We start from the raw sequence: 22,107 nt of genomic DNA on the forward strand, positions 1-22,107 counted from the left end.
TTGGGAATCCTCACGATTCCGTCACATCACAGAATGCTCTAGTCGTTCAGCTTTCCGCCACGGTGTCCCATCGTCATCTTGGATGCGTACATCGTCGGTGAGCGCTTGCCTGGAAGGTTCGCCTCGAGGACGATCTGCTCGACGAACCCCTGGTTCATTTCGAATTCGACGCATTGGTTGAGCTTGTCCACGATCCAGACCGCGTAGCCCTCTAGCCGCTTCTCGTCATATCCGGAGTCATCGTCGGGAATCATTGGTTCCGGAGCTGCTGGTATCAGCATGATCTTGGGTTTTGGCAAATCATACGTGTGCCCTTCATATGCGTAACCGAATATCACCCCGGAGGTGAATTCCGTCTTGGGCTCTGATGGCATGACGTCGATTGCGCCGATCATGACCATGTAGTTGGCTATTATCGAATTGACAAAAACGTATGAACTATTGGTTTTATTGCTAGCAAATATATTTTTCAGAAATGTCATCGTGTCATCGCTTGCAGGGGGATCAATGCTAGCAGGGGGATCAATTCCGATTCTCGCGCCAACAAGAGCAAATTTATTGTTTATGATTGCAGTATTTATATCTGCTATATCATTTGTTGTTTTCAATCGCGGCAAGCCCGGTATTCCATACAAGCGTACTTGCGTGGCATTGAATGCACTGTGGGGATCGCGCGTAGTGTAGGTTGGCCTGCGATAATCGTCGCTCATTTTCCTCGCTCCTTTTTGGTACGTCGTTCAGCTCACAAGATCTCCCGCCAGCTGAAGTTCTCATCGAATTTTTCCGCGAGCATCGGCGCGACCCTGTCGCTGACGTCCACCACCATCACCGCGGCCTTTTCGAACGACAGGTCATCCGCATCGAGGCGTGGCCACGCCTGTGCAAGGGCGAGAGCCACCTCGTCCCTTGCTCTGATCAGCATGCTCTTGAACATGAAGGGCCGAGTGCGAAAGGCGCGGGACGTGAAATCCGAGATGCGCTGCATGTCGGACTGGTCGACATCCTTGATATCGATCCCCAGCAGCCGCTCGTCGGCCAACCCCTCGTGCACCAGTGCCGCGTGGTAGACGTCGACGATCGTGTCGAACACAGCCCCCGTGAACGGCCGTGACCTGTCATGGATTTCCGCCGTCACCTCCGACATGCGGCGTGCGTTGCTGGCGAGGCGGATCTGCCGATCGCCAGTCAGCTCGGCAATCCGGTTCAATTCATTGAAAACAAGCAGGTTGCCATCGCAGTGCCGCAGCAGCCGGTCCATGCCGCTGTCGAAATTCAGGAAGGACAAGAGCGAGACTAGATCCGAGCTGGCCTCGTGGAACGGTCCGAAATCGCCTTGGGTCAGGCCGCCGGCTGGTGTCCCGAACAGCGAAAACAAGATGGCGTGGCCGACCTCATGTGCGATCACATCGAAGTTGAGTGCATAGGGATAGTCGCGTCCGTCGATGCCGCGCTCGCGGCCGAGTTCCAGATAGCCATAGCCCGATTGCGCATTCTCCCAGTCGACGAAGGGGATGATTTCGAGCCGCTCGTACGTCTCGGCGAAGTACCAGACAATCGGTTTGCCGAGGTAGCTTTCCCAGATGTCCAGCACGCGGCTGACCGAGGCGAAAGCGTGCGCAGAAAGGAACTGCCGCGAGGTCAGGGAAAGCTGATCGAAATGGCCGTCAAAGCCAGCCTCTGCAGGCGGAAAGATTTCGCCGATAAACGGTGGCAGATAAGGGTAGTCGTAAGGCTCCTTGTCCAGGAGCGGATCGCGAACGTAGATGCGGTGATCTTCTGGGCCGGAGCGGATCAGATCGGGTGGAGTAGAAATCCATACTGTTTCGGGTGTTCCGTAACCCGAAAGGTGAGGGACCTGCGCGTAGACCAGGAACCGCGTTCCCAGCAACGCATCTTGCGCAACGACACGATCGACCGCGTCCAATTGCTTGGCTCCCTCTCACGCTACCACGCTATCACGGCGCTTACGTTGCGTAAATCGTGAGCCGCCAAGAGGTCAGGGCCTACAGCGCCAGCCCCGCATCATCCATATCCTTGGAGAAGGCCGAGGTTAGCTGCAATTCCGGCATGGGCTGCGCTTTTTCAAATGCTCGCTCCCGCAGAAGGTCGAGTGCCCGCAGGGCATCTTGCTTTTTTTGCTGGACGAAAGCCGCGCCGAGCTCCCTGCACAATTTCTCGACGTCGTCCTTGCCGTCGTGCGCATCCCGGACCATGCGTGCCAGGGTGCGCTCGCGAAAGTTGACGGCCTGTGCCGCACCCTCGAGCCTCGCCTGCTGTTCGGGTGAAATCACGCCGCGCCGGCAAGCAGCGCGAAGGGTCCGGCGCAGGTCAATCAGCGCATGCGTCAAGGGAGCGAAATTCACCTCGGCCGGTCCATGCAATACCGCTACTGCGTCGTCGGGTGCAAAGGCGAAGCGGCGATACCATCGGTAGATAAGCCCGACGCCTTGCATATGGGGGAACAGCTCGGCTGCTCGAAGAGCACCCATGCTGGCCGCGCCGACGACATGAATGCCGCGGCTGAGGGCCCACAGGATTTCCTTGTGCCGAACCGCGGGCTCGGCCTGAAAGCCGCCGTCGATGATGAGGATCGCACTCGGGTCGAAAAGCTGCACGGCCGAAACGATCGAGCCTTGCACGGCCGGGGGAAGGCAGACCGCATCGACGACCTTCAGCGCGTCGGCATGGGACAGGGTAGGGCCGGTGAAGACTAGTTTCGGGCGCATGGTCTCTATCCCTGCAAGAGCGGCTGCAAGGCAGGGATGACGATCCTGACAACCGACAGGGCGTCGAGCGGTTTCGTTATCACCCGGACCAGGTGAACTGCATCGAACCCTCTCTCTTCGAGAATTGCCAGGAGGACCGACAGCCGGTCCGACGCCGTGTTGAACTTCTGCTCGGCGAGCGCACGGAAATCCACGCTGCGCGGGCCGTCGCGGAGGAGCCGGCGATGCGCTGCGATCATCTGCCGATCGGGGTATTTCGGATAGAACGCGCGCGTCAGGTCATCGCGCGCGCCCGAGATCGCCGCCAGACGGGCCTGGGCCGCTTCGTAGATGGCGTGCGCCGCCGCGCCGGCGGGACTGAAACCGGCAGCCGAACCATCAGCCGGATGATCCAGAAGGACCGTTTCCGTCGGTTCGTCTTCCAGCAGATGGCACCACACCACCGGTATGCCCAACGGCGACAGAGCTTGCCAAAGGCCGACCAGCACGTTTTTGGCCGCCAAAGTCTCCAGGAGATCGCGGAGCGACGGATCATCGATCGTCTCGGGATCGATGCGTTGACGGTGAAAAAAACCGTGGGTCCGGTATGCCGTGGCGATCGCGTCGCGTTCGATGCATTCGAGCATGCCATGAACGATGGCATGCGGCTCCTCGAAGCCTGCGGCCAGACCGCTCGTCGATGCCGCGAAAATGCCGTCGTGGGGCAGTGACGGCAGCACATATGCGGTGTGCACGAGCTCGAACGGGACCAGGTCGCGGCTGCCGGTGAGAAGATTGTCGGTGGCTACCCACGCCGTCTCCCTGCCGCGCCATCCGGGCGCGGTGCCGTCCTGGAGATGGCTTTCGAAACGATCGGGCGGGATGCCCAATTGATCGGCGCAGCCGACGACTGTGTCGAAATTCGCCACCTGCTCTGCAAAGAAGCTCTCAGCCAATTCCAGCATGGCCGATATGGCGGCTTGCGCCAGGGTGGCGCCCTTGCCTTGCGCGACCGCGTTGGAGAGCGAGAAAGGCCTTGTCACCTGCACGACGGGGATGCCGAGCTGGTCGAGCCCGGTAATGTCTGCGATCCGCGTGATGCCCAAGGCTTCGCGCATCTTCATCAGCCGCGCCAGCGCCTCGTCGGGCGGCGGACCCAGGCGTTCATATCGCTCCAGCATCGCGGATGCTCTTGCAGGCCGGCTAGTGCCGAACGGCCGGTTCGGGATTGACGATCAGTGCGGCGCCCGGCTCGAGAGCGGATTTCGCACGTTCGACCCGGTCGCGATAGCGCGACGACAGTTCAGGTGACAGGCCTGATGATTGAAGGGTCTCGTATGCACTGACGAGGAAAGGCACCGCGCTTTGCTCCGCGGCTATGGCGATGCTCTTTTCGAGGGCAGCGATCACGTCCGCCTCCGCGTCGCCCTGGAGAAGAAGTAGCTCCGCCCTTCGCCGGTAGAGCTCTGCCAGCCAGAAGCGGCTGCCGCCGGCCTCGGCCTGCGCCGTAGCCGAGCCCAGCAGCGCGAGCGCCTCATCGACCTCGGCAGTTCGTGTCAAAAGCTCTGCCAGCATGCCGCAATAGACCGGTTCGTCCTCGGGTGTCTGGAACTCGCCATGGAGGCCAAGACCTTGCCGCATTTTTTCCCTGCCGCTCTCGACCTGGCCGGCGTTGCCGTCGCACCAGCCTTCGAAGATTTGCGCTGCGGCGGCGAGGGCGGGCATATGATGGCGCTCCGTCAAGTGGCGCAGATCCGCTATCACGCTTCGCAGCGCCGAAAAATCGCGGCGATAGCAATGCAGCATCGCCTCGTTGAGGTAGGCATGCGCGATGCTGCCGGCATGTCCGGTTTGCTGCGCCCAGCTCCTGGCTTCCGACATCGAATGGATCGCGCTTGCCGGCTTTCCGACGAACCACAAGGACAAGGCGCGGTGAGCGAGCCCGCAGACCCTCGCGTCATGCCCGCCGAACAACGCAGCATTCGCTTTGCCCTGGCCGTGCTCATAGAGCGAAAGCCCGACGTCGACGGCCGCGATGCAGTGGTCGTGACGGCCAAGATTGAAGTCGATGGCCCACACGCAATGCCTGGCCTGGAGTTGCACTTCGGCATCCTCGACATCCCTGAGATCGCTGAGCACGACTTCCGCGCGCTCGCCGTCCATGACGGTATCGGTGAACCACCAGCCCCAGTAGATCGGGAACCACCTGGCCCGTTCGGCTACCGGCCGCCGCCGGGCGATCACCACGCCGTCCTCGTATAATTTGCGGGCGGGCGCCGAGTTCGGCCCCTCGACAGCGGTCAGGATGGGACCGAGCACGACCATTGCCGATAGCCGCAGCGCGTCTCGCGTGTCGGTCGCGGCAACCCGCTCGCAGAGCCCCAAAGCATGTTCGAGTATCTGCCTTGCTTCCGCCATTGCCGAGCGGGACGAGCTTTCCGTGCCTGCGATCACAAACTGATCGATCGCTTCCTCGATAAGGCCAGCGCGTTCAGCATGTTCTGCCAATTCAGCCGTACCCAGCCACGGGGCCAGATTTCGGTCGCGGGCGACAGCGGAGAAAAGCGACTGATGGAGGGCCCGCCGTCTCCGCCGCAGCAATGCATTGTAGATTGTCTCCCCGATCAGGGCATGACGAAATCCATAGTCGGGCTCGCCGGAAGGCCTGACCCGGATCAGGAATCCCCCCTCGATGAGGGTGTCCAGTGCATTCCCGATCGTTTCGTCACTGTATTCCGGCAACAGCTTCCGGAGCAATTCCAGATTGAAACGATTGCCGGCGACGGCGGCCGCTCGTGCCACATCCTTTGCAGGGCCCAAGGCTTCCAGCCTGGCTTCAAGGATGCCTTCAAACACCGATATTCGGCTTGATGAGCCGGCTGGCGCAAGGCGATCCGTTATGGAGGCCGCATTCTCGGCGTTCCATTGGCAGATTTCCTCGATGAAAAGAGGCACGCCCCCGGTTACCTCCTCCACCATGCCAATGAGTTCCGAATGCGCGGCTGACCCGATTTCCGGCCGCATTGCCATGATTGCCTGTCGCGTTTCCTCGCGATCGAGCGGCTTCAGAGTAATATGCGGCAAGTCCCGGAACTCTGAATAGGTCTCAGATCCAGGTCGCGCAGTCATTATGAGAAGCACGGGCACCCGATGAATGAAGAGTGCAAGTTCCGCCAGCAATTGCCTCGACGTGAGGTCGATCCAATGTATGTCTTCGACTACCAGGATGAGTGGTCCGCTTTCGCATATGGCTTCGATGCTTCTGCGAACCGCCCAGGTGGCTTTCTCCCGGATGACCTTGAGATCAGCCTCCTTCAGAGCTGGATTCGATCCTTCAGCCCCAAGCAGAAACGAGAAGATGTCGACAACTTCGTCATCGTGAACGCTTTGATTTGCGAAGACCTCCGCTACGTCTGAAGTCTCCAGCCGACCCTCTTTGCCAGCCAGGTCACTCCGAACATTTTGCAGCAGAGGATAAAGGGCCGAGTGGGAGCCGCCGGGCTGACATTGAAAAAGCAGCAGTTTTGCCCGCTGAAAGCGTGTCCTCTTGCGGACTTCATAAAGCAGGCGGGACTTGCCGATACCGGCCTCACCCTGAACTAAAATGACGCCGCCCTTGCCGGCGACGGCATCATGCCAACATGCGGCGATGGTGGCCAGTTCGTCCCCACGGCCTATAAACGTATTGTTCAAGCGCCCGAAGGCGAAGAAGCGGTCAACGTCCCGCTTGTGGCTAAAGGCACGCCAAGTCCGCTCCGGCTCCGCGAAACCCTTAATAACGTGAGTGCCACGAAAACTGAAAACGTGGGACCGCCGCGCCAGATTTCGGGTCTCGTCGGACACCAATATTGCATCCGGCTGAGCCATAGCCTGGAGCCGCGTCGCCATGGCCAAAGCAGGGCCCGTGACGCTGGCATGCGCCGGGTCACCGCCGTCCCCGTGAACGAGGGTCATGGATGTAGCAATCCCGACCCGAACATGTAGGTCCGTATGGTCTTTCTCCAGCCCGACCCGCTTGCACGCTTCAATGATTTCGCGTCCTGCCCGGATCGCTTGCGAAGCCGCGTCCTTTGCCTCCATCTCTGCTGGAAAAAGTGCGACACCGCCGTCGCCGGCCTCGCTCACGATAACGCCCGAGTACGATGAGATTGCCTGTCTTGCCTCACGCCGAAAGGCCGACATCAGTTCTTCATAGTCCTCGATATCCAGAACTGCGAGCAGGTCGGTTGATCCGACCAGATCATAACAGAGAGCTGTCATAACACGCCGCTCGCTGCGAACGTCGGACGCACTACTGTCGTCCTTGCTCAGAACGCCCTTGGCAAGGGCCACGATTGGAGGCTCCAATGGACGCTTGTCCGACATGCTACAGTGCCTTGGCTGGCGGAGTGGGAGCGATACTATCAAATGCGCTAATATTCACCAGAGCGCTCGGACGACCCTCATCTCATCATAAGCGATACTTCGGACGATGTGCGTCACGCTCCCTGACCGCCTAATCTCACGAGAATGCCGAAAGCAGGATGAGTCTCTCGCAGTTCGTGCAGCTCAGCCACGTGGAGTGGGCATTTGACTCCTTCGCACTACAGATTGCGTGAATATGTAGCACGAAGGTTGCAATCTTGCTTGGCTGGCTAAAACGTCGATCAACCAGGTGCATAATTCCCGACCTGCCTGGAGGCTCACGCAGCGCGCATTGATGCCTGGGCAGCAGCCTGAAGAGCGCGCGTACGAATGGGATGGTTTGACACTTAGGCAGGCGTGGTCAGACCGAGCGCTCAGCGTCTGCAAAAGGGTCGCGTCCCTGACACTCGGTCAGGGGCGGTTTTTGACCCCAAAACACGACAGCCAATAGGTCCGCTTGCGCCTAAGAACCTACGAAGCAAGCGGCGGTACGAATCTCGATCGGTGGAGGAACCCACGGTGACCTTGCTCCGAAACCGGTTTTCAAGACCGTACCTTGGCTAACGCGTGTCGTGACTGAACGGATACATGCGACGCGCCTTAGGTTGTTGCTTCATGTCGTTGTACCAGAACTGCTGCGCACTTTTGGGCGACATGCACTAATGCCCGGTTGCCGCGACCCTTTGCCGAAGAGACCTGACCGCCTCCAGCAGTTCGCGCTCGCTTGTGTGAGCATTTCGAAAAATGGCCACAACAGTCACCGCCAAGATTTCGGTGTCCGGGTCCAAAGGGTCGAGATGCTCATCCGTGCAGACCTGATCGAACACGCGTTCGCAAATAGCCAGATCGTGAGGGCTGAGACAGGTGCGATTGAAACGCCGACGAAGCATCTATGCGAACCTTTCAGGGCCCGCTACCCGTGCTTGCCGCGGGCTTTCTTGCTGATGAACCGCTGAAGCGATGGGCTGCTTAAGTGACAATATCGCCCGCAATGTATTGGAATCAGTTCACTTGTTTCCTGATGACTGCTCTGTTATTAATCCCAAAATAAGTGCACACTCATGAGCTTTATACTGTCCGGCAACCATAAGCTGGTAATAATCTTGCCGTTTGTGTTCCGGGACATGAAAGCCGCGCCGAAATTCCGCCGCCTCTTTCGGAGTTCGAGTGCAACCGATTTTACTAGCGGTGACTTTCAAACTCGCCAGTGAGCATCCGATCTTTGCCGCAATATCTTTCAACGGTTCGTTGTTACCGTATCCGTCAAGAATTATCCTGCGACGAGCTTCGCTGTTGAGCTTTGTGGTCATTTCGGTGGCTTCCTCAACTAATATTTCACGATGCCCGATTCTATACGCGCCAGGTTGAAGAGTGTCGTTGGCTTCGCATCCAGAAACTTATCTCGGAATGCATTTCTTACCGTAATCCAGCGTGATCGCCGTTTCAGTCGACTCGAGTCCACCAGTCTTGCCAGATGCCTGAGTTACACCACATGATTGAGAGGGGCATGGGCATAGCCAATTCGGATATGGCACCACGCGATGGACGCTAAAAGGCAAGGCAAGACCTCTGCGAAGCAGGCGCTGGAGCGTGATCGACGTCGTTGGCCCCGTGAAGCTCAACCTCACAATGAGGCTGCTCCGTTACTCGCGCCGGCGCTCGAACCTCTGCCCTTTTCAACGCTCGAACTGGCGCCAGAGGATCAATTCGCCGCTTGGCAAGCGCATATGGCGCCGCTTGTCGAGGTCAGGTTGCCGGATGACAGATCGCTGGACGGTGGCTTTCCCGCCGACCACACGGCTTGGAACCTCGGTGGTATGCTGATCGTCCAACAGCACGCTCCGGCACATAGTTACATCCGTTCTGCCGCCAAGCTTCGGTCCAGCTCGATCGATCACTGGTGTATCGTCTTGCCACGCACTGGTCGGTCGTGGACGGAGGTCGATCGCCGCGTTGCAGAAGGCCAGCCGGGAAAATTGGAGATCAGGTCGCTTGGCTATCCGTTTCGCGGGAGGACGACGGACTCCGAAAGTCTCTTTCTCTATCTACCGCGTGATTTGTTCTCTGATGCGGCGGCAACCCTCGACGCAAAGAACAATTCAATTCTGTCCGGCAACTTTGCCAACCTCTTGGTTGACTACATCAACAGCATCGAAGCAAGACTGCGCGGTCTCACGGCCGAAGATCTGCCTCGCATCGTACACGCAACACGCAGCATGATCATTGCCTGTCTCACGCCTCCGGCGGAACATGTTGCGGCCGCCGAACAATTGACGAGTGTCGCGCTGATGGAGCGAGCGCGTCGATACGTCCAAAACAATCTGGATGCGGCTCATCTGACACCGGATACAATGTGCCGGGCGCTCGGCGTATCACGCTCCCGTCTCTATCAGTTGTTCGAACCGAGCGGTGGTGTTCTCCATTACATACAAAGTCGCCGCCTTCTCGCAGCCCATATTGCGCTTAGCGATCCGGCGGACAGCCGGCGCATCGTTGAAATTGCTGAAGCCTTCGGGTTTAGTTCTGCGGCTAATTTCAGCCGGGCATTCAGCAAGGAATTCGGTTACAGCCCCCGCGAAGGCCGCACTGCTGTGGTGTTGCCGCGCCCCGCCAACTCTGTTTCGCTTGCCGGACACGAGAAGGCCTCTTCCTTTGAAGGTTGGCTCAAAGCGCTCGGAAACTGAATACAGGATCGGCGATCTTGGGGCGGGGCTCAAAACAGGCTTGCCGGCGCGGGGAAGGCCACGCCGCTCATGGACCACAATATTTCGTGTCGCGTCCACCGCGGGGTATCAATCATATGGCTAGTTCCCGCCAATTCCCGATTTGTTAACGAATTGCGACTGTTCATCGTTATTGATAATTTGCCGTCAATTGCAGCGCAGCATACATTGCAACTAGGCCGCATGCGGCGCTTGTTAAGACTGCGAGTTGAAAGTTTGCCAAGCTTGATAGTTATGCTATTTCTTGACTGGGGGACGCGGATTTGCACCGCCTATGGAGGTGGCTCTTGCATCCAGAGGCATCAGGCGTCGGCACGGTGAGTGAGGGGCCTTCCCCGAGCAATGTTCCAAGTGCCGGCGAAGCGCTTCTCGCTGCCCTTTTGGCGAACACGACCGAACTTTTGTCGTTCTATGACCGCGACTTCAACCTGACGCACTACGCAACCAGGCTCAAAGGCGTGTACGGAGGCGTGGTGGCGCCGGGCGCCGCCGTTTGGGAGATCTACCCGAGCTTCCTCGATGCGAGGCATCGCGACGAATTTCTTCGTGTGCTCCACGGCGGCTCTCCAGCCAGCATCGATTTGCCGCGATCATCTGGCCAAGCGCCACGGACCGCTTTCGTCTTCGCTACTGCAAATGGTGTGGGAATCATCGAATCAAGGGAGCACGGCGGGCGGAGCGCGGCAGAGGAGCAGGAGCACGTAATTCTGCTCCACCAGGCGACGCACGACGTGCTGACCGGCCTGCAGAATCGGCGGAGATTCGGCGAGCGGCTGCAGCAGGCACTGGAGGCCATCGGCGGACCAAAACCGAAAGCCGCCTTGCTGCAAATCGACCTTGATGATTTCAAAGCGGTCAACGACACGCTCGGCCATGGAGCAGGCGATACGCTTCTTCAACTCGCGGCAGGTCGAATCCGCGACGCGCTGCAGGACGGCGAATCCGCGTATCGGTATGCCGGCGATGAGTTCGCTGTCATCCAATTGGGAAAGGATCAGCCCGCGGAAGCTGAGCGCCTCGCCGGATCGCTGGTCGACGCGTTCAAGGAGCCGTTCGTCATCAACGGCATTGCCGTCTTTGTCGGCTCGAGTATCGGAATTGCTTTCGGGCCGGAGCACGGGACCGATGGCGAGCAGCTGATGAAAGCTGCTGACATTGCACTTTACGCAGCCAAGACGGATGGGCGCGGTTGCGCTCGAACGTTCAACCGTTCGATGCTGCTCTTGCTCGAGCAACGCGAGAATCTGAGGCGCAGCCTTCGAACCGCGCTGGAGCGGGGCGAGCTTTATCTGGAGTATCAGCCGCTCATTCGGCCTCCCTCGTCGGTGATCGGTTTCGAAGCGCTGCTGCGGTGGCGGCACCCGGAGATCGGAATCATTCCGCCCAGCGTGTTCATACCGATCGCCGAAGCCGACGGTCTGATGGACGAGATTGGACGATGGGTGCTCGAGCAAGCCTGTCGCGAGGCATTGACGTGGCCCTCCTCGCTGACGGTCGCGGTGAACCTGTCGCCGGCTCAGTTCCTTAGCGGTTCGCTGACGGACACGGTCGCTCAGGTCATCGACGCAGTTGGAATCCGAGCAGACCGACTTGAACTCGAGATAACCGAGACGGTTCTTCTTGAGAAGACGATCGACAATATCGACACGTTAAATACCCTGAACGTCTTGGGGATACGAATATCGCTCGACGATTTTGGAACATACTATTCATCGTTGAGCTACCTTAAGAACTTTCCTTTCGACACGTTGAAGATCGATCGATACTTCATCGCGGACCTGGAGACCGATCTCAAAAGCCAGACCATCGTGCGATCGATCATGAATCTGGCGCACGGCCTGGGAATAAGCGTTACCGCCGAAGGGGTCGAGACGTCGGCACAGGCACGGTGGCTGATCAAGGAGAATTGCGATTGCCTGCAAGGGAATTTCCTGGGACGCCCGCTCGGAGCCGAGGCAACCAGCGATTTCATCAGGCGGTCCCCGCTGAGGGTGGTACGAGCGATGGAGGGAACAAATCGGGCGGTCTAGGGTGTGTTCAGATTGAGGTCCAGGCCGGCGTCATGAATATCAATGCACCCCTTGCACCCTTTGTTAACGGTGAAGTGGAGATTGTGGAAACGATCGAGGCAGATACCGCGCAATTCTTCGAGTCGATGCGAGACTGACTCATAACGGGGCGCGGTGAAATTTTCCGCCTCGGAGGTCATCGCCCCACCAGGGCTCACTATTGATGGAACAAGGGAGGATGTCGATGGGACCTGTTCATCATGACCTGGCTGGCGGGCCGACTTTTGAGCCCATGATCCAGATTGACATGGAAATCAAAGCTTTCGTCTCCGCCTGGAGACACTGCGATTATGTCTCGACATACATGGCCCGGATGATCAGTCAAAACAGGTCAGACTCGGTCCGGCATTTGAATCTCTTTTCGTCTGCCTTCAACGAATTGCTGGAAGTCGCCTTTCGTACGCGCCATGCCGACGGCGAATTGGCATGCAGGGTATCTCGCCATGGCGCGACGGACAGGATCGAGTTGACATTCCCTTGCGTGGCAGAGGAGCGCCAATTCTACGAAGAAGCCGTCTCGCAAGTCGCAGGAACAGAGGCCAGGGAGCGATACCTCAATTCGGTGTCTGGGGATCTCGCGCCCAGCCGGGAGGTCGTACTCCTGGAACTGGCTGTCGACTTCAACGCGACACTCTGGGTCGAGGAAGCCGACGGTGATACGATCAAGCTTGTCGTGGATCTTCCGCTCGAGGGCCTGCAAAATTGACCCCTTACGACCTTCTCCCGCGTTTCAAGGCGCAATATGACGCCAACAGCCAGGAGTTCTCCATATCGGGGGTAGTCCGTCCTCAGGCGATCGATGAGCTTGGGCCTAGCATAGCATTGCTCCGCGATGCGATCGGCCGTGTGCGCGGCGTTCTCTACGTCAATGTCAGACGGCTGACGCAGATGAACAACGCTGCGTTTCACGCCTTTTCGAGGATCATCCTCGACGCCTGCCGCGCTCGACTCGATCTCAGGTTCGTCGTCATCACGTCAAGCGTCGTCGGATGGACGTCGCGAAAATTCGGTCGCTTGAGCGGAATCGAACCGAACATCACGGTCGAAGAGTATGACAGCGAATTCTATCCGGGGCAGGGCTTCCTCGAGGACGGCGGGTTCGTACCGATCCTGCGCACACAGACAAAGATGACCTGGCGCCACGAGCGCGCAATCTTGCCGCGACACGGCATGAGGCCCGGAATCGTCATGGCCGACATCTGTTGCGGAATCGGCGATTTCGCCGTGCTCGTGCAAAAGGAGTTCCAGCCATCGCGGATCGTCGCCCTCGACCACTCCAGGTCGAGCCTCGCCTATGCGCGAAACGTGGCTGCGGAGTTCGATATCAAGGGCATCGAGTACACTTATGGCGATGCATCAGAGATGCTGCTCGAGGAAAATCAGTTCGACCTCGTCACGTGCCGCCATTCGCTGCAGGTGTTCAACAGGCCCGAACTGATCCTCAGGGAGCTGTTTCGCATCTGCAAGCCGGGCGGACGCGTCTACATCACCAATGAAAAAAATTCGCACTGCCTGGGCGAACCACGCGCCGACAGCATCCAGTGGACCTATAACGAGGTCGCCAAGCTGTGGGCGCACTTCCAGATGGATATTGAGCTTGGCCCGAAGAGCCAACGCTACCTGACCGAAGCGGGGCTCGAAGACATTCGGGTCGAGTCCTTCATGGTCACCAACCGCGACGGCGATCCACAGGACTTCGCGGACGTCATAGCGGCATGGGAAAATGTCTATGCAGGCGAGATGGCTACCAAGCGAGGTGACACACCGGCGTTTATCAGGCGGTTCCGACAGGGCTTCCAGGACCACATCTTCGCTGCGCTCCACTCCAAGGGCTATGCCGGCTGGCCGATCTGGGTTGCATCGGGACGCAAGCCGCTATGACCGATTTGGATGCAACGCCGCCTAGACCCTGGCCTGTCCTCCGGCTTAACAGCTTCCGCGCGAAATTCTTGATCGTTGTGGGTGGGGCGGTGCTGTTCGACCTCCTCGTCGGCGGCGGCGTCGCGCTGTGGAATGTGAACCGGCTTTCCCGGGACGCGACGCACCAGATCGAGAGCGGCCTCACCAAGGCAAGCCAGGAATACCTCCAGAACTATATCGAGACGACGGCGCTGCGCGCGGATCTCCTCTTCGGCCGCATGCACTCCGAGGTGACCGCACTTGCAGGCTCCATGCAGAGACTAATCGATTATCCGGAAGCGAAAGATGCGATCGGCAAGGCGTTGGCGAGGAACCCCAATTTTAATGCGCCGCTTGTATATGACGCCACGGGAAACTGGGTGCAGACCCGGCAAGGGTCACCTTCGGTCATGAGTGTCTGGGGATATCTCCTCTCCGCTGATCACCAACCGAAGCCCGAAATTCTCCGCGACATTCAGGAGAGTGCGATCTTCGATATTTTTGGCACAAGCCAGATGGCAACTGGCGCCAAGAAGCTGCAGGTCTATTACGTCGGGCCGAAGGCAGGGCCGATCATGCGCACAATTCCTTATTCCGATCAGGCGCAGACCTTCGACAAGCTCTATCCAGGCCACGACAAAGCGAATTTCTGGGATTTCTTCTTTCCTGGCGTCTATGAAGGCTGGGAAGGCTGGATCAGGGAGCCGGATTCGCGCCCCGTAAAGGGCGATGACATCACTGCGACTGCTCCTTATATCGACGCGATTACCGGCAAGCTCATCGTGAGCTTCTTCCACCCGCTCTGGACGAAAGACCGCAGTGATGTCGCCGGCATGGTCGCTGCCGACGTGACGCTCGATCAGCTCGCTGACATCGTCGAAAGCGTGAAGGTCGCCGATACGGGCTTCGGTTTTCTCACCATGTCGAACGGCAATGTGCTCGCGATCAAGCCTGAAGGCGAGAAAATGCTCGGGCTCAAGATCGCAAGTGGCGCGGCAGGTCAAGGCGTTACCGGCCTCGATCGCTCGCTCAAAAAGAGTACGCACGCGACCGTCGCAGCGCTCGAACTTCCCGCCGACGACAAGACAGTCATTAAGCATATTTCGATTGAGGAGAACGGCAAGGCCCAACCATACATCGTCGCACTTCGCCGGCTAAACGCAGTCAATCTCTGGAATAGTAACGGGTCCATCACGGCCGAAACCCTGATGCTTGGCTTCGTCGTCCCCGAACGGGAAATCTATGCTTCCCTCCTTGCAGCGCAGCAGAGCATTTCCAGCGCGACCAACCGAATCCTGATCACCCAGGTCGTCGCAGTTATCGTTTCGCTCCTGATCGTCTTTGCGGCTGTCTTCGGAATTTCAAAGCGGATCACTGCAGGCCTCAGTGCGCTTGCCGGGGCCGCCAAGCGGTTGCAGGCGAAAGACTATTCAGTCCGGGTAAGCATTCCGACGCGCGACGAGGTTGGAGCGGTGGGGGTTGCTTTCAACCGCATGGCTGAGCAGATCAGCTTTCACACGGAAAACCTCGAGCAACTCGTCGACGAACGAACCAGAGAGCTCGGGGACGCAAATCAGGAGATATCCGCACTCAATGAAAAGTTGCGGGACGAGAACGTCCGCCTCGGTGCCGAGCTCGCAGTTGCCAGGCAGATCCAGATGATGGTTCTGCCGAAACCATTCGAGCTCGAAGCGATTCCGGGGCTGGAGATCGCAGCCTACATGCGGCCTGCCGACGAGGTCGGCGGTGACTACTACGACGTCCTGCAGAACGGGTCACGGGTAAAGATCGGCATCGGCGACGTGACCGGTCATGGTCTCGAGAGCGGCGTGCTGATGCTGATGGTCCAATCCGTTGCACGCGCGCTGCAGGAGACCAACGAAGCGGATCCGCACCAGTTTCTGGATCGGCTGAACAGAGCGATCTACAAGAACATTGAGCGGACGAACACCGACAAGCATCTCTCGCTGGCCTTTCTTGACTTTGAGGATGAGCGGGTAACGCTATCTGGCCAGCATGAGGACGTTCTGGTCGTCCGTGCGGGTGGGGAAGTCGAGCGCATCGATACGCTTGATCTGGGTCTGCCGGTTGGTCTGGAGCATGACATCTCGCAGTTCATTGCCACGCGTGACATCCTGTTCGGGAGTGGCGACGTGATCGTGCTGCACACCGACGGTGTGACCGAGGCGGAAGACCAAAGCCGAAGACTGTTCGGGTTCGAGCGCCTCTGCCAGAGCGCACGAAAACGTCATGGCAGGAGCGCAGAGGAAATCAAAACCGGGATCATCGAGGATCTTATGGCCCATATCGGGATCCAGAAGATCCACGACGACATCACCCTCGTAATCATAAGGCACACATAAGAATGACCACGCTGTTCGGTACCCCTGACATTGCAATCGGGATGAAGGAGAGCGTCAGTCGCGTGCGGTTGTTCGACGGACCTCTCGACTTGAGTTGGCGTCATTGTGCTACGACTTCGGACTTCATCGCCGATCTTTTCGCGTTGCGCTTTCAGTCGTCCCGCAATGACTACAGGGAAGCGCGGCACAGCATCGGATATCTGGTCAACGAGCTCATCGAAAATGCCGTCAAGTTTCGCGCACCGGGTGAAATCGTGATCGAGGCGTCGATGGATTCGGAGTGCTTCAAGCTCAAGGTGTCGAATGACCTCGATGGTGAAAACGCGTCCGAGTTCCAAAGTCTCCTGGCGGACATCACGGTTGGCGACCCCAGAGACCTGCTGATACAGCGAATTGAAGCGAATGCTGCGAACCCCGACGTGGTACGCTCCGGACTCGGATTGCTGACGTTGATGAGCGACTATGACGCGCGCCTGGCGTGGATATTCAGCTCTGCCGACGAAAGCGATCGGATTTGCCTAGAGACATATGCCTCCATTCCGATCTCGCAAACTCACAACTAGATGAAACGAAGCCAGGCTATGGAAATCAAGACAGACGACTACCGCGTGTGGATTGAAGGATGCGATATCTTTTTCGACGGTGCAATGCGGCTTGCCAGTTCCGAGGCTGGTGCACCCATCATGGCTTTGGCGATCAGTGTTCTTGCCTCAAATCCCTCTTCCGTTACGCTCAATTTAAAGGACCTTCAGTTTCTCAATTCTTCCGGCATCAACCTGCTGGCGAAATTTACTATCGAGGCGCGCAAGCATCCCGATGTTCGACTTATCGTGCGTGGAACGCCCGACATACCCTGGCAATCGAAATCATTGCCGAATCTGAAGAAGCTGCATCCCGCTCTGATGCTTTTGATGGACTAACCAGGTCACCCGAAATTTGCCCGGGGGACTGCGTGGGCTTGCGGCAACCCGAGATAGCATAGGCCAGCCGGGGAACGGTGCGGGAGCCCCGTACCGACAGTGAGAACGGTGCAGGATCGCCGCCTACAGCGAGATATGTACACCAGGACAAGTATTTGGATGCGAAGCTAACGACAATCCGGCCTCGTGCGTAGATGCTCGTAATGGCTCGGCGGGGGCTCGGCACAGGCGGCAGGCGTCCATGTTGGGGGGATGTCGGGCCGCCTGTGCCGATCATGCCACCGCCACGCGGTCAAAGGTGGTGTCATTGAGTAAGCGTGCCAAGATCAGCAGCGGCCGGCTGGAATTCATTCCGCCGCAGATCCCGACTCCGGTCGAGCACCCGCCCGAAGATGAGGGATGGGTTCACGAGGTCAAGTTCGACGGCTACCGGACACAGATCATCATCGACAAAGGCGGCGTGCGTCTCTACAGCAAGAACGGCCGCGACTGGACGACAAAATACTGGCCCATCGCGCTGGCCGTCGAGCTGCCGTGCAGGGCTGCCATTCTCGACGGCGAGGTCATTGTAGCTGGCGAGCAGGGCACTCCCGATTGCCCTGCACTGGAAGCCGCGATCTGGAACGAGCCGAGCCGGCTGGTGTTCGTCGCATTCGACATCCTTCATCTCGACGGTTGCAACCTAGCCTCCTTGCCCCTGCTGCAGCGCAAGCAGGCGCTGTGGCAACTGGTTGAACCGGGCCTCGGCAAGATCCGGTACAGCGAGCATTTCGAGGGCAATAAGCTAACGATCTTCCGCGCCATTGAGAATATGGGGCTCGAGGGCATCATCTCGAAGCGCACCGACAGCCGCTACAGGAGCGGACCGTCGAACACATGGCTGAAGGCAAAATATCTTGAGGAAGCCGATTTCCGAATTGCCGGGCGTCGTTCGCGAGCCAGCTACGGTTTCAATGACCCTGATGGCCGGGCATGACGGTGGGCGTTACTGTGACAAGACGAAAAGGATATAAAGCTATCTGGCAGCAGACTGGTTGAGGAAAGCCCCACCGTCATGAAGCCGATGAAAGAAGAGCATCTCGCGGTTCTACGCAGGCACATGGTCGAGGTGATTGCGATCCATGCCGACCTTGCAAGCGAAGAACTCGGCAAGGCAACGCTCGATGAGCGGGTGATGGCAGCGATGCGGCGGGTCCCGCGGCATCTCTTCGTGCCAGCCCCGGTCGCGCCTTATGCCTACCAGGACATGCCGCTGCCGATCGGTTTCGATAAGACCGTCTCGCAGCCCTTCATTGTCGCTCTGATGACCGATCTCCTTGCTCCCCAACCGCACGAGGCAGTGCTCGAGATCGGCACCGGCCTGGGCTACCAAACCGCAATCCTCGCGGAACTTGCCGGACAAGTTTGGAGCGTCGAGATCATCGAGGAATTCGCAAGCCTTGCCGAGGCTTTGCTGCAGGGCCTTGGCTTTTCCAATATCGCCATTCGTGTCGGAGACGGGTCTCGCGGCTGGTCCGAGCACGCCCCGTTCGACAAGATCCTGGTTAGCGTGGCAGCTGAGCGGACGCCGCCGGCTTTGCTGAAGCAGCTCAAGCCGGCGGGACGTCTGGTTCTGCCTTTGGTGTCTGAAGAAGATCAGTTTCTGACTGTCATCGACAAGGATGCGGCAGGGCAACTCGAGACTCGGAAACTCATCCCGGTTCGGTTCAGCCGGCTCGAAACCGTCTGATGAGGTGCGCACAACTGGCGTGACCGCGCTTTTCCGACCGTCAAACCAGATGCCAGCCTTCCGCGCTTCTTCGCCCTTGGTGAACGCGAAGAAACGACCCCTTCCGGTCCTTGGCTCAACAAAGGGGAAAGACAGGATATTTATCTGGCGTCGAACGGCAGGCCAGCCGCAGGCAATGCTGTCCTAGAGTTGATTGCTCACCTCAATGAGGTTGCCGTCGGGGTCCTTGAAGTAAACCGACAGGATTGCACCCAGCGCACCGGCCCGCTCGACGGGCCGTTCCACAATCGCTACGCCCTGACGCTCAAGATGCAGGATGACCGCTTCCATAGGAGTATCGGTTAGCAAACAGAAGTTGCCGCTTCCCGGAACAGTGTCGCGTGCAATGGCTGGCGATGCGTGGGCATCCTGAAGGCTGATCTTGCTGATACCGAAATGCAGCGACCACTTGCCAGGACGCTCTTCCCGCGACTGCATGTTCAGCACGCGCTCGTAGAATCGGCACGTGGTTGCAATATCGCTAACGCAAAGCACAATATGATCGAGCGCGCGCATTTGCATGCCGTCAGTTTATCCCTCTCGCAGATTAGGCGCGAGCTGGTGCGCATAGCGACCCTAAAAGAAGCTCGCTTGCTCCGGGTCAATTCACGGCCACCCGAAGCAGTCATAAATGGCAGCCTAACTCACCGGCTGGCTGAGAATTCTCGGTGATAGCCGGGCCTTGTCTCGAGCCTATATCACAAGCCAGGTCTTGGTCGCCGATGGCAGTAAGACGGCTGTCTGGTTATCCCCCCGCAAGACGCGGCAGCAGGAAAATTTCGGCGCCTTGTGGCAATTCCTTCGACCAGGTGTCGCGATAGATCACCCCGTCGATGGAGACAGCGATACCGCGATCGATCCAAGGCTCGAGGCCGGGATACTGCTCAGCCAGTTTTCTGAACAGCTCCCTAATGTCCTTGGCCTCGATGTCGACCTTGTTCTTGCCTCCGGCGGCGGTGCCAAGCGACCCCCAGAGCGTCACTTCGACCATCAGCCTGCCTGTTCCGCCTCGAGCGCTGCCAGGATGCGCGGCGGTGACATCGGGATATGCGTCATCCGCACGCCCACGGCATTCGACACTGCATTGGCGATTGCTGCCAGCGGCGGCACGATCGACGTCTCGCCGACGCCACGCACCCCGTAAGGATGGTTGGGATTGGGGATCTCGAGAATCTGCGTGTCGATCATCGGCAGGTCCGAGCAGACCGGGATGCGGTAGTCGAGGAAGCCGGGGTTCTGAAGCCGCCCGTCCTTGCCGTAGATGTACTCCTCATTGAGCGCCCAGCCGATGCCTTGCGCAGCACCCCCCTGGTATTGGCCCTCCACATAGGTAGGGTGCACCGCCTTGCCGGCGTCCTGGACGACGGTGTAGCGCAGAACCCTTGTGGCGCCGGTCTCGGGATCGACTTCGATATCGCAGATATGGGTGGCGAAGGAGACGCCCGCGCCGTCGGCGACGAGTTCGCTGTGGCCGGCGATCGGTCCGCCGGTCTTGCCCGAAGCGGTCGCGATCTCCTTCAGCGACAGGCGTCCAAGATTGCCGTGCCTCTCGCCCTTGGCGATGGCGTGGCCCTTTTCCCAGACCACGTCGTCGACCGGAATGTCCCACATCTGCGCGGCGCGTTCCCGCAGGATCTTGATGGCGTTGCGGGCGGCCGAGATCGTCGCCATGGAGGAGGAGAAGGTGCCGCGGCTTCCGTCCGTCATGTCGTTGTAGCCGAGACTGGAAGTATCAGCGACGATCGCCTTGACCTGCTCATAGGCGATGCCGAGTTCCTCCGCCGCCACCAGCGATAGCGAGGCGCGCGAGCCGCCCACGTCCACGGTTCCGACGGCCAGCGAGACTGTGCCGTCCATGCCGATGTTGAGGTCGGTGCAGGTCTGGCCGCCGAAGTTGAACCAGAAGCCGCAAGCCATGCCGCGGCCCTGGTTCTTGCCGAGCGGCGCCTTCATGTGCGGATGGTTCTTCACCGCCTCGAGCGTCGGGCCGATGCCGATCGGGCCGTACACCGGGCCGTAGGAGGATCGGGTGCCTTCCTGAGCGGCGTTCCTGATCCGGAACTCGACCGCGTCCATGCCGATCTCCTTGGCCAGCTCGTCGATCGCGCTTTCCACTGCAAAGGCCGCCATAGGTGCCGATGGCGCGCGATAGGCCGCGGTCTTCGGCCGGTTGACCAGCACTTCGTAGCCGACAGTCTTGACGTTCTCAAGGTTGTAGCAGGCAAAGGCGGTCATGGCGCCGATCTCGGCCCACATGCCGGAATACGGGCCGCAGGAATAGCGGAGCGTCGCCTCGGCCGCGGTGATCGTACCGTCCTTGCGGGCGCCGATCCTGACGTCGATCGAAGTTGCGCTGGCCGGGCCGGAGGCGCGGAACACCTCGTCGCGCGTCATGACCAGCTTGACCGGCCGCCCGGCCTTGCGCGACAACGCCAGCGCGACCGGCTCGGCCCAGACATGAGTCTTGCCGCCGAAGCCGCCGCCGATCTCCGAGGAGGTGACGCGCAGCTTCGAGGCTTCCATGCCAAGCAGTTGGGCGCAGTGCTGGCGGTAGACGAAATGGCCTTGCGTGCAGACCCAGAGGTCGGCGGTGCCGTCGGAACTGACGCTCGCCACGCAGGCATGCGGCTCGATATAGCCCTGGTGCGTCTGCTCGGTCCTGAAGGAGCGTTCGATGACGAAATCGGCCTGCCCAAAACCCTCGCTGACATCGCCATGGCCAAACTGGCTGCGCTTGGCGATGTTGGACGGCTTGCTGGGCTTGGGCTCTACGCCCTCTGTGAATACGGTGTCTTGCAGCACGGGCGCAGTGGACTTCATCGCCTCGTCGACGTCGGTCACATGCGGCAGCACCTCGTAGTCGACCTCGATGAGCTTCAGTGCCTGCCTGGCCGTGCGGGCGTCGATTGCGGCGACCGCCGCCACCGCATGGCCGTCATAGAGCGCCTTGGTGCGCGCCATGCAATTGTCGAGGATGTCGTACATGGCGGCATCGCCATCGGTGAGGTCGGGCAGGTCGGCCGCGGTGATCACCGCCTTCACGCCTGGCAACTTCTCCGCCTTCGACGTGTCGATCTTCCTGATCGTCGCGTGGGGGTGGGGGCTTCTGAGAATGCGCCCAACCAGCTGGCCGGCCATGTTGAAGTCCGCGCCGTAGCGCGCGCGGCCCGTCACCTTGTCGACGCCGTCGGGACGGATGGGACGCGTGCCGACGGAAGTGAAATTGCGGTCCAGGTAGCGCGGATCGAAATTCATG

At 59.3% G+C, this 22,107-nt stretch carries 18 protein-coding genes; 9 read left to right on the forward strand and 9 right to left on the reverse strand.

Features of this window, described 5'->3' with window-relative positions; translation table 11 throughout:
- Window positions 1–38: 38 nt before the first annotated feature.
- From AC1RUK_RS05055 to AC1RUK_RS05080, 6 genes are all read right to left on the reverse strand, one after another.
- Window positions 39–710: a hypothetical protein gene (locus AC1RUK_RS05055; RefSeq protein ID WP_481836529.1), complete on the reverse strand. Its 672-nt coding sequence runs from the start codon at window positions 708–710 to the stop codon at window positions 39–41.
- Window positions 711–742: 32 nt separating this feature from the next.
- A complete protein-coding gene (locus tag AC1RUK_RS05060; RefSeq protein WP_481836528.1) occupies window positions 743–1,924 on the reverse strand; it encodes a gluzincin family metallopeptidase in 1,182 nt (393 codons plus the stop codon).
- A 79-nt stretch (window positions 1,925–2,003) separates the two neighbouring features.
- On the reverse strand, window positions 2,004–2,726 hold the full coding sequence (locus AC1RUK_RS05065) for a TfuA-like protein (protein ID WP_481836527.1): 723 nt from the start codon (window positions 2,724–2,726) through the stop codon (window positions 2,004–2,006).
- A 5-nt stretch (window positions 2,727–2,731) separates the two neighbouring features.
- Complete coding sequence (locus tag AC1RUK_RS05070) at window positions 2,732–3,886, reverse strand: YcaO-like family protein (protein WP_481840195.1); 1,155 nt, start codon at window positions 3,884–3,886, stop codon at window positions 2,732–2,734.
- Window positions 3,887–3,908: 22 nt separating this feature from the next.
- Window positions 3,909–7,037: an ATP-binding protein gene (locus AC1RUK_RS05075; RefSeq protein ID WP_481836525.1), complete on the reverse strand. Its 3,129-nt coding sequence runs from the start codon at window positions 7,035–7,037 to the stop codon at window positions 3,909–3,911.
- Window positions 7,038–8,116: 1,079 nt separating this feature from the next.
- Complete coding sequence (locus AC1RUK_RS05080; protein WP_481836524.1) at window positions 8,117–8,419, reverse strand: hypothetical protein; 303 nt, start codon at window positions 8,417–8,419, stop codon at window positions 8,117–8,119.
- 231 nt (window positions 8,420–8,650) lie between these two features.
- On the opposite strand from AC1RUK_RS05080, the gene AC1RUK_RS05085 reads away from it, so the two are divergent.
- The 9 genes from AC1RUK_RS05085 (at window position 8,651) to AC1RUK_RS05125 (ending at window position 18,812) form a co-directional block, all read left to right on the forward strand.
- The gene (locus tag AC1RUK_RS05085; protein WP_481836523.1) at window positions 8,651–9,793 is read left to right on the forward strand and encodes a helix-turn-helix domain-containing protein; all 1,143 of its coding nucleotides are present in this window, start codon (window positions 8,651–8,653) and stop codon (window positions 9,791–9,793) included.
- Between the two features lie 326 nt (window positions 9,794–10,119).
- Window positions 10,120–11,862 carry a putative bifunctional diguanylate cyclase/phosphodiesterase gene (locus tag AC1RUK_RS05090; RefSeq protein WP_481836522.1) on the forward strand — a complete coding sequence of 581 codons (1,743 nt, stop codon included), beginning with the start codon at window positions 10,120–10,122 and terminating at the stop codon, window positions 11,860–11,862.
- 223 nt (window positions 11,863–12,085) lie between these two features.
- The gene (locus AC1RUK_RS05095; protein ID WP_436172790.1) at window positions 12,086–12,607 is read left to right on the forward strand and encodes a ubiquinone biosynthesis methyltransferase UbiE; all 522 of its coding nucleotides are present in this window, start codon (window positions 12,086–12,088) and stop codon (window positions 12,605–12,607) included.
- On the forward strand, window positions 12,604–13,782 hold the full coding sequence (locus AC1RUK_RS05100; protein WP_436172789.1) for a methyltransferase domain-containing protein: 1,179 nt from the start codon (window positions 12,604–12,606) through the stop codon (window positions 13,780–13,782). The genes AC1RUK_RS05095 and AC1RUK_RS05100 overlap by 4 nt, the downstream gene beginning before the upstream one ends.
- Entirely contained in the window at window positions 13,779–16,163 is a 2,385-nt protein-coding gene (locus tag AC1RUK_RS05105) for a SpoIIE family protein phosphatase (RefSeq protein ID WP_481836521.1), read from the forward strand. Before AC1RUK_RS05100 ends, AC1RUK_RS05105 begins: the two co-directional genes overlap by 4 nt.
- A 2-nt stretch (window positions 16,164–16,165) precedes the next feature.
- The gene (locus tag AC1RUK_RS05110) at window positions 16,166–16,726 is read left to right on the forward strand and encodes a slr1658 superfamily regulator (RefSeq protein ID WP_481836520.1); all 561 of its coding nucleotides are present in this window, start codon (window positions 16,166–16,168) and stop codon (window positions 16,724–16,726) included.
- Window positions 16,727–16,744: 18 nt separating this feature from the next.
- Complete coding sequence (locus AC1RUK_RS05115) at window positions 16,745–17,083, forward strand: slr1659 superfamily regulator (protein ID WP_436172786.1); 339 nt, start codon at window positions 16,745–16,747, stop codon at window positions 17,081–17,083.
- Between the two features lie 307 nt (window positions 17,084–17,390).
- Window positions 17,391–18,059, forward strand: a complete 669-nt coding sequence (locus AC1RUK_RS05120; protein ID WP_481836519.1) for an ATP-dependent DNA ligase — start codon at window positions 17,391–17,393, stop codon at window positions 18,057–18,059.
- 78 nt (window positions 18,060–18,137) lie between these two features.
- On the forward strand, window positions 18,138–18,812 hold the full coding sequence (locus AC1RUK_RS05125) for a protein-L-isoaspartate(D-aspartate) O-methyltransferase (protein ID WP_481836518.1): 675 nt from the start codon (window positions 18,138–18,140) through the stop codon (window positions 18,810–18,812).
- A 183-nt stretch (window positions 18,813–18,995) separates the two neighbouring features.
- Here the strand turns inward: AC1RUK_RS05125 and AC1RUK_RS05130 are convergent, their stop codons facing one another.
- The 3 genes from AC1RUK_RS05130 to AC1RUK_RS05140 all read right to left on the reverse strand — a co-directional run bounded on the left by AC1RUK_RS05130 (window position 18,996) and on the right by AC1RUK_RS05140 (window position 22,106).
- Window positions 18,996–19,373, reverse strand: a complete 378-nt coding sequence (locus AC1RUK_RS05130; protein WP_481836517.1) for a VOC family protein — start codon at window positions 19,371–19,373, stop codon at window positions 18,996–18,998.
- Window positions 19,374–19,596: 223 nt separating this feature from the next.
- Window positions 19,597–19,842: a MoaD/ThiS family protein gene (locus AC1RUK_RS05135; RefSeq protein ID WP_120013749.1), complete on the reverse strand. Its 246-nt coding sequence runs from the start codon at window positions 19,840–19,842 to the stop codon at window positions 19,597–19,599.
- Window positions 19,842–22,106: a xanthine dehydrogenase family protein molybdopterin-binding subunit gene (locus tag AC1RUK_RS05140; protein ID WP_481836516.1), complete on the reverse strand. Its 2,265-nt coding sequence runs from the start codon at window positions 22,104–22,106 to the stop codon at window positions 19,842–19,844. Before AC1RUK_RS05140 ends, AC1RUK_RS05135 begins: the two co-directional genes overlap by 1 nt.
- Window position 22,107 lies beyond the last annotated feature (1 nt).

The sequence above is a fragment of the Mesorhizobium monacense genome (assembly GCF_056781675.1).

Coding starts and splice junctions, on each gene's coding strand:
- AC1RUK_RS05055 (WP_481836529.1), bottom strand. CDS start 710: ATGAGCGACGATTATCGCAGGCCAACCTACACTACGCGCGATCCCCAC.
- AC1RUK_RS05065 (WP_481836527.1), bottom strand. CDS start 2,726: ATGCGCCCGAAACTAGTCTTCACCGGCCCTACCCTGTCCCATGCCGAC.
- AC1RUK_RS05070 (WP_481840195.1), bottom strand. CDS start 3,886: ATGCTGGAGCGATATGAACGCCTGGGTCCGCCGCCCGACGAGGCGCTG.
- AC1RUK_RS05080 (WP_481836524.1), bottom strand. CDS start 8,419: ATGACCACAAAGCTCAACAGCGAAGCTCGTCGCAGGATAATTCTTGAC.
- AC1RUK_RS05085 (WP_481836523.1), top strand. CDS start 8,651: ATGGACGCTAAAAGGCAAGGCAAGACCTCTGCGAAGCAGGCGCTGGAG.
- AC1RUK_RS05095 (WP_436172790.1), top strand. CDS start 12,086: ATGGGACCTGTTCATCATGACCTGGCTGGCGGGCCGACTTTTGAGCCC.
- AC1RUK_RS05105 (WP_481836521.1), top strand. CDS start 13,779: ATGACCGATTTGGATGCAACGCCGCCTAGACCCTGGCCTGTCCTCCGG.
- AC1RUK_RS05110 (WP_481836520.1), top strand. CDS start 16,166: ATGACCACGCTGTTCGGTACCCCTGACATTGCAATCGGGATGAAGGAG.
- AC1RUK_RS05115 (WP_436172786.1), top strand. CDS start 16,745: ATGGAAATCAAGACAGACGACTACCGCGTGTGGATTGAAGGATGCGAT.
- AC1RUK_RS05125 (WP_481836518.1), top strand. CDS start 18,138: ATGAAGCCGATGAAAGAAGAGCATCTCGCGGTTCTACGCAGGCACATG.
- AC1RUK_RS05130 (WP_481836517.1), bottom strand. CDS start 19,373: ATGCAAATGCGCGCGCTCGATCATATTGTGCTTTGCGTTAGCGATATT.
- AC1RUK_RS05135 (WP_120013749.1), bottom strand. CDS start 19,842: ATGGTCGAAGTGACGCTCTGGGGGTCGCTTGGCACCGCCGCCGGAGGC.
- AC1RUK_RS05140 (WP_481836516.1), bottom strand. CDS start 22,106: ATGAATTTCGATCCGCGCTACCTGGACCGCAATTTCACTTCCGTCGGC.